Annotated in this window: 9 protein-coding genes; 4 read left to right on the top strand and 5 right to left on the bottom strand. The window is 66.2% G+C overall.

Going from position 1 to position 7121, the window contains the following annotated elements; all coding sequences use genetic code 11:
- The 5 genes from AOZ49_RS16840 to AOZ49_RS16820 all read right to left on the bottom strand — a co-directional run.
- Positions 1-210, bottom strand: a 210-nt coding sequence (locus AOZ49_RS16840; RefSeq protein ID WP_197286737.1) for a tripartite tricarboxylate transporter permease, incomplete at its 3' end; no start/stop codon positions are given.
- A gap of 6 nt (positions 211-216) precedes the next feature.
- Complete coding sequence (locus AOZ49_RS16835; RefSeq protein WP_035359983.1) at positions 217-696, bottom strand: tripartite tricarboxylate transporter TctB family protein; 480 nt, start codon at positions 694-696, stop codon at positions 217-219.
- Between the two features lie 213 nt (positions 697-909).
- A complete protein-coding gene (locus AOZ49_RS16830; protein WP_231690366.1) occupies positions 910-2442 on the bottom strand; it encodes a sensor histidine kinase in 1533 nt (510 codons plus the stop codon).
- A 7-nt stretch (positions 2443-2449) separates the two neighbouring features.
- Entirely contained in the window at positions 2450-3136 is a 687-nt protein-coding gene (locus AOZ49_RS16825) for a response regulator (RefSeq protein ID WP_020925157.1), read from the bottom strand.
- Positions 3117-3689, bottom strand: a complete 573-nt coding sequence (locus AOZ49_RS16820) for an RNA pyrophosphohydrolase (protein WP_006392918.1) — start codon at positions 3687-3689, stop codon at positions 3117-3119. Before AOZ49_RS16820 ends, AOZ49_RS16825 begins: the two co-directional genes overlap by 20 nt.
- A 65-nt stretch (positions 3690-3754) precedes the next feature.
- On the opposite strand from AOZ49_RS16820, the gene AOZ49_RS16815 reads away from it, so the two are divergent.
- From AOZ49_RS16815 to AOZ49_RS16800, 4 genes are read left to right on the top strand one after another with little or no spacing between them, the layout of a single operon-like run.
- Complete coding sequence (locus AOZ49_RS16815; protein ID WP_054432691.1) at positions 3755-5485, top strand: proline--tRNA ligase; 1731 nt, start codon at positions 3755-3757, stop codon at positions 5483-5485.
- 57 nt (positions 5486-5542) lie between these two features.
- Positions 5543-5965 (top strand): tol-pal system-associated acyl-CoA thioesterase, encoded by a 423-nt coding sequence (gene ybgC, locus AOZ49_RS16810; protein WP_054432692.1) that lies wholly within the window; start codon positions 5543-5545, stop codon positions 5963-5965.
- A 2-nt stretch (positions 5966-5967) separates the two neighbouring features.
- Complete coding sequence (gene tolQ / locus AOZ49_RS16805) at positions 5968-6648, top strand: protein TolQ (protein WP_054432693.1); 681 nt, start codon at positions 5968-5970, stop codon at positions 6646-6648.
- On the top strand, positions 6648-7106 hold the full coding sequence (locus AOZ49_RS16800; protein ID WP_006388741.1) for an ExbD/TolR family protein: 459 nt from the start codon (positions 6648-6650) through the stop codon (positions 7104-7106). Before tolQ ends, AOZ49_RS16800 begins: the two co-directional genes overlap by 1 nt.
- Positions 7107-7121 lie beyond the last annotated feature (15 nt).

The raw sequence follows: 7121 nt of genomic DNA, 5'->3' as shown, positions 1-7121 counted from the left end.
GAAGATGCCGGCCAGCATCAGGATGGCGGGCACCGGCTGCATCACGTAGGTCAGCGGCAGCAGGATCGAGATGGCCGACAGCGCGCCCATGCCGGGCAACACGCCGATGAGGTTGCCCACCAGCACGCCGAAGAACGACCACATCAGGTTGTGGAGCTGGAACGCGACGCCGAAGCCGTACCAGAGGTCGGTCAAAGATTGAGAAATCATGGCGTATCAACCCCAGCGAAACAGCGGCAGCTGCAGTTGCAGCGCCCACCAGAAAACCACCACCGCGATCACGGACATGCCGAGCGACAGCACGAACGCCTGCTTGACCGTGTTCTTGCGGTCACCCAGGGCGGAGATGAAGACAATGGCGAAGGTCGCGGGCAGCAGGCCGCCATAGTGGCCCAGCAGCAGGAACGCGAGCGTGCCCAGCAGGATGCAGGCGCTGCCACGGAAATCCGGCAGGCCATGCGCGTGGCCGTCGCCCGGCGCCGGCGGCGTGGCATCGCCGGAGCGCGCCGAGATGGCGATCAGGATCCCCGTCAATGCGAGCAGGCCGCCCAATGCCGCGGGGAAGAACCCGGGGCCCATGTGGCTGAGCGTTCCAATGTGATAGTCCGTACCACCGTAGATCGCCCCCAATCCGATAAGGACCATCAGCGCGCCGCCGTAATAGTCCTTTCTATTAATTGTTTTTTGCACTTCCATCCTCCTGAAGCAGGGCCGTGCGGGCCCCTGGGATGCCGCCCGGAACGAGCGCCACCCGGCCTTTTCAACAACAGGCCGGTTCGCAGGTTAAGGAAGGAACCTGCTAATCCGCTTTCTATGCGCTGTCGAGTCCCTGAATCCAGGGGTTATCCCTGATGGAAATTCGCAGGCTGCGCTATGAAGGCTAGGGAGAAAGAATGAAAGCTTCGGCGATTACTGGTCGCCGGTGAAGGCGACATCGGCGGGTCGGGGGTACTGCGACACGGTCGTGGCCAGGGGCAGCCACACGACGGACGCCAGGCCCACCCCGCCCTGCGCGTTGGGTTCGCCGTCGCGCAGCTCGATGTCGCCATCGTTGCGGCGGGCGTAGGCCCGCGCGATCGCCAGCCCCAGGCCGGAACCGGAAGACGTGACCGGCTTGTCGGTGCCGACCCGCTCGAAACGGGCGAAGGCGCGCGCGCGCAGGTCGGGATCGAGCCCCGGGCCATTGTCGGAGACGGAGACTTCGGCGCGATCGCCGGCCCGGCTGACCGAGACCGTGATGCGGGCGCCCGTGGGCGCGTAGTGGATGGCGTTGTGCACCAGGTTGGACAGGGCCTCGTGCAGTTCGGCTTCGTTGCCGGAGACCGGCACGTCGATCTCTTGGCCCTGCTCGCTGGTGGCCTGCACCCAGCCCAGGTCCTGCTGTTTCTCGTGCGCCAGCGGCAGGTACTGCAACACCACTTCGCGCGAGACGGCGTTCAGGTCGAGCAACTGGCGCGGCACCTGGTCGGCCTGGTTGGCGTGCGCCAGCGACAGCAACTGCTCGGTCAGGCGGCGGGTGCGGCCCAACTGGGCGACGATGGCGCGCAAGCCTTCCTGGGCGCGCGCCGGGTCGCGCTCGCGCAGGGCGTACTGGGCCTGGGTCAGCATGATGGCCAGCGGCGTGCGCAGCTGGTGCGAGGCGTCGGCCAGAAAGTGCGATTGCTCGTCCAGCACGCGGCGGTAGCGGGCGATGTGGTGGTTGACGGCGTCGACCAGCGGCGCCACTTCGCTCGGCACGCGCGAGGCGTCGAGCGGGGTCAGGTCCTCGGGCCGGCGGTTGCGGATGTCGGCGCGCAGCCGCCGCAGCGGCTTCAGGGCCCAGGACACGCCCCACCAGACCAGCAGCACGACCAGCGCCAGCATGCGGGCGTCGCGCAGGATTTCCTGGCGGCGGGCGTTGTCTTCGGCCTCGATGCGCTTGCCCGTGCTTTCGGCCACCAGCACCAGCACCTGACGGTGGGCGCCCTGGTAGTACAGGTCGCGCACCAGCGACACCACCCGCACCGGGTCGTTGCGGTAGACCCCGTCGTAGAACACCGGCAGGCCATTGGAGCGCGGCCAGGTGGGCGGCCGCGGCAGTTCGGGCATGCCCAGCAGGGTCTTGCCCTGCTCGGCCGGCACCGGCGACTCATCCGGCAGGGGCGGGTCGATCTGCTCGATGCGGAAATACTTGCGCAGCCCGGCGCGCGATTCCAGCATGACCTGGGCGTACAGCGGCGTGGCCACTTGCAGCGAGCCGTCGGGCGCGAACTCCAGGCTGCTCTCGAGCACGCGGGCGGGCTCGACCAGGGCGCTGTCGTAGGCCTCGTTGGTGATCTCGGACAGGGTGCGGTAGTCGTTCAGGCTGTCGATGACCAGCAGCGCCACCACGCCGGGCAGCAGCAGGATGATCAGCAGCGCGCGGATGCCGACCCGCGGCAACCCTGGGATCCGGAGGCTCACGAGGGGGTCAGGAGTCGGCGGCTTCGCTGGCCACGCTTTCCAGCATGTAGCCCAGGCCGCGCACGGTCACGATGCGCACGTCGCTGCCGGCCAGCTTCTTGCGCAGGCGGTGCAGCACCACCTCGATGGCGTCGGGGTTGGCTTCGCTGTCGTGGGTGAAGACCTTGCCGAACAGCTGCGACTTGTCCACCGGATAGCCGCTGCGCGTCAGCAGCGCGGCCAGGGCGGCGTGCTCGCGCGGGGTCAGGAACAGCAGGGAGCCGTCGAGCGTGAAGGCGCGGCTTTCGCTGTCGTAGGACAGCGAGCCGCATTGCAGGCGCGGGTGCTGGCGGCCGCGGCTGCGGCGCACCAGCGCAGTCAGGCGCGCTTCCAGCTCTTCGAGGGCGAACGGCTTGGTCAGGAAATCGTCTGCGCCCAGGTTCAGGCCGCGCACGCGGTCCTGCAAGGCGCCCTGGGCGGTCAGCAGCAGCACCGGGGTGCGGTCGTCGCGGTTGCGCATTTCGCGCAGCACCACCAGGCCATGCTTGTCGGGCAGGCGCAGGTCCATGACGATGGCGTCGTACTCGGTGCCCGCCATGAACGCTTCGGCCGTGCGGGCGTCGGCCGCGTGATCCGGCACGAACCCGCTCTGCGCGAGCGCGCGCATCAGCCAGGACGCCATGTCCCGTTCATCTTCAACCAATAATATGCGCATGACCGTCCGTTCCTTCGGGCAAGTTCTCTGCCGCCCGCTGCCCATGCACGCGCTGACGCAGGTAGCGGGTTTCGTGGTGACGCCGAAAGAGGATTGCCGACAACTCGTTCAACGCCTGGGTATAGACGTCCCGCTTGAACTCGATCACGGCATCCAGCGGCACCCAGTACTGGCTCCAGCGCCAGGCGTCGAATTCCGGATGCTGCGTCGCGCGCAGGCAAACGTCGCTGTCACGTCCCACCAGGCGCAACAAGAACCAAATCTGCTTTTGTCCTTTATAGTGGCCACGCCACTCACGCCGGACGAAGTGATCGGGCACGTTATAACGTAACCAATCGCGTGTACGCCCCAAAATACGGACATGCTCGGGCTTCAGGCCCACCTCTTCATGGAGCTCGCGATACATGGCCTGCACCGGGCTTTCGCCGTACTTGATGCCGCCCTGCGGGAACTGCCAGGCATGTTCCCTGATACGCTTGCCCCAAAAGACCTCGTTTCTGCTATTGACGAGAATGATGCCGACATTGGGGCGGTAGCCTTCGCGGTCAAGCATGGGCCACCCCCACCGAATTCAATACAATTACAGTCGATTATACGTATCTGCTGCCACCTTTAAACATGCGCGCATCCAACTACCACATCAACACCCTCAAAGAAGCCCCCTCCGAAGCGGAAGTCGCCAGCCACCAGCTCATGACCCGGGCCGGGATGATCCGCAAGCTGGCGGGCGGCATCTACACCTACATGCCCCTCGGCCTCAAGGTCATCCGCAAGGTCGAGGCCATCATCCGCGAGGAAATGAACGCCTCGGGCGCCATCGAACTGCTGATGCCGGTGGTCCAGCCGGCCGAGCTCTGGATGGAATCCGGCCGCTGGGAACAGTACGGCGCGGAACTGCTGCGCATCAAGGACCGGCACCAGCGCGATTTCGTGCTGCAGCCGACCTCGGAAGAGGTGATCACCGACATCGCCCGCAACGAGATCCACAGCTACCGCCAGTTGCCGGTCAACTTCTATCACATCCAGACCAAGTTCCGGGACGAGCGCCGTCCCCGCTTCGGCCTGATGCGCGGCCGTGAATTCACCATGAAGGACGCCTACTCCTTCGACCGCGACGAAGCCGGCGCCCAGAAGAGCTACGACACCATGTACGCCGCGTACATGCGCATTTTCGGCCGCCTGGGCCTGGAATTCCGCGCGGTGGCGGCCGATACCGGCTCCATCGGCGGCACCCGCAGCCATGAATTCCAGGTGATCGCCGACACCGGCGAAGACCTGCTGGTCTACAACGCCGACTCCGAGTACGCCGCCAACATCGAGCTGGCCGAGGCCCCCGGCCTGTACCCCACCCGCGGCGCGGCCACCCAGGCGATGGCCGACGTGGCCACGCCCGGCGCCGCCAAGTGCGAGGACGTGGCCCGCCTGCTGGGCCTGCCGCTGGAGCAGACGGTCAAGTCGATCGTGCTGGCCACCGACGGCGACAAGGGCAAGGTCGACATCTGGCTGCTGCTGCTGCGCGGCGACCACGAACTTAACGAAATCAAGGCCGCCAAGCTGCCGGGCCTGGCGGGCTTCCGCTTCGCCACCGAGACCGAGATCGTCGAGCACTTCGGCTGCAAGCCGGGCTACCTGGGCCCGGTCCGCACCGTGCGCCCGGTGCACGTCATCGCCGACCGCACCGTGGCCAACATGGCCGACTTCGTCTGCGGCGCCAACCGCGAGGATTTCCACATCCAGGGCGTGAACTGGGGCCGTGACCTGCCCGAGCCCGAGCTGGTGGCCGACCTGCGCAACGTGGTCGCCGGCGACCCCTCGCCGGACGGCAAGGGCACGCTGTCGATCCAGCGCGGCATCGAAGTGGGACACGTTTTTTACCTGGGTAAAAAATACTCGGAAGCCCTCAAGGCCACCTTCCTGGACGAGACCGGCAAGCCGGCCGTGCTGGAAATGGGCTGCTACGGCATCGGCGTGACCCGCATCGTCGGCGCCGCCATCGAACAGAACCACGACGCCCGCGGCATCATCTGGCCGCGCGCCCTGGCGCCGTTCGAAGTGGTGATCTGCCCGGTCGGCTGGGGCAAAAGCGAAACCGTGCGTAACACCTCCCTGAAGCTGTACGAATCGCTGCTGGCGCGCGGCGTGGACGTCATCCTGGACGACCGCGATGCCCGCCCCGGCGTGATGTTTGCCGAGTGGGAATTGATCGGCGCGCCGCTCCGTGTAACAGTTGGAGAACGCGGCCTGAACGACGGTGTGGTGGAATTGCAGGCCCGTCGGGAAACCGAAGCGGCCAAGATTCCGGTAGAGTCCGCGCTTGAAGCCGTGCTGACGAAACTCGACACGCTGTAAACCCTAAAGTAACCACGGACTTTTCGCGTCCCGACCCGCATCATCGAAGCCCGCATCGTGACCGATCCGAAGTCCGCCGAATCCCGCCTGCAGGTCCGCGTCTACTATGAAGACACGGACGCGGGCGGGGTGGTTTTCTACGCCAACTACCTGAAATTCCTGGAACGCGCCCGCACCGAGTGGCTGCGCGACCTGGGAGTCAACCAATCCGGCCTGGCCGCCAGCGAGCAGCGCCTGTTCGTTGTCCGCTCGCTGGACATGTCCTACCGCAAGCCGGCCAGACTGGACGATTTGCTTACCATACGCAGCCGGGTCACACGACTGGGCCGCGCTTCGATACACTTCGCGCAGCGCGCAGAACGAGACGGGGAACTGCTTGCCGAAGGCAATATCCAAGTCTGCTGCGTCGATGCCGTCAACATGCGGCCGGTGGAACTGCCGGCCGACGTCCGCGCCAAACTGGAATCAATTCAGGAATAACCATGCAAGCCACCAACGACATGTCGTTGCTTTCGTTGATTTCGCACGCCAGCGTGCCGGTTCAGCTGATCATGCTGATGCTCCTGGGCATCTCGATCATGTCCTGGACCTACATCTTCGCCAAGCGGCTGGCCATCAAGCGCGCCCATGCCCAGACCCGCCGCTTCGAGGATGACTTCTGGTCCGGCGGCGACCTGTCGATGCTGCAGCAGGCTGTGGCCTCGCGCCGCGACGAGCAAGGCGCCCTGGCCCGCATCTTCGACGCCGGCATGACCGAATTCCTGAAGGCCCGCCGCGGCAACGCCAGCACTGACGCCACCGCCCTGCTCGACGGCCCGCGCCGCGCCATGCGCGCCGCCTACCAGCGCGAGATGGACTCGCTGGAATCGCACCTGAACTTCCTGGCCTCGGCCGGCTCGGTCTCGCCCTACATCGGCCTGCTCGGCACGGTCTGGGGCATCATGCACGCCTTCATCGGCCTGTCGAACATGCAGCAGGCCACGCTGGCTTCGGTGGCCCCCGGTATCGCCGAGGCGCTGATCGCCACCGCCATCGGCCTGTTCGCCGCCATCCCCGCGGTGGTCGCCTACAACCGCTTCACCAACGACATCGACCGCATCTCGATCCGTTTCGACAGCTTCGTCGATGAATTCCTGAACATTCTGCAACGGCAGGTGCGCTAATGCCCTCGGTAAGCTCGCGCGGCAGGTCCGGCCGCCGCATGAAGGCCGACATCAACGTGGTGCCCTACATCGACGTGATGCTGGTGCTGCTGGTCATCTTCATGGTGACCGCGCCGCTGATCACGCCGGGCCTGATCCAGCTGCCCTCGGTGGGCGCGGCATCCGACGTTCCGGTCAAGCCGCTGGAAGTCCAGATTTCGGAAGACGGCAAGATCGCGCTGCGCATGCGCGAACCCGGCGCCACCATGCAGGACATCGCCCGTCCCGAACTGGTGGCGCAAGTGCGCTCGCGCATCACCGCGGAAACCCCGGTGGTGATCGCGGCCGACGGCAAGGTGCCCTACGAGACGGTCGTGAAGGTCATGGACGAGCTGCGTACCAATGGCATCACCCGCCTGGGCCTGCTGGTGGACCAGTCCGCCGGCGGCAACCAGCCCGCCCCCGCGAAAAAACGCTAACGCGACGCCTTCCGC

The sequence above is a fragment of the Achromobacter sp. 2789STDY5608615 genome (genome assembly GCF_001298995.1).
GTDB lineage: Bacteria > Pseudomonadota > Gammaproteobacteria > Burkholderiales > Burkholderiaceae_B > Achromobacter > Achromobacter insuavis.
The sequence above is the reverse complement of the archived record's forward strand: the minus strand, read 5'-3'. Positions and strand labels throughout refer to the sequence as shown.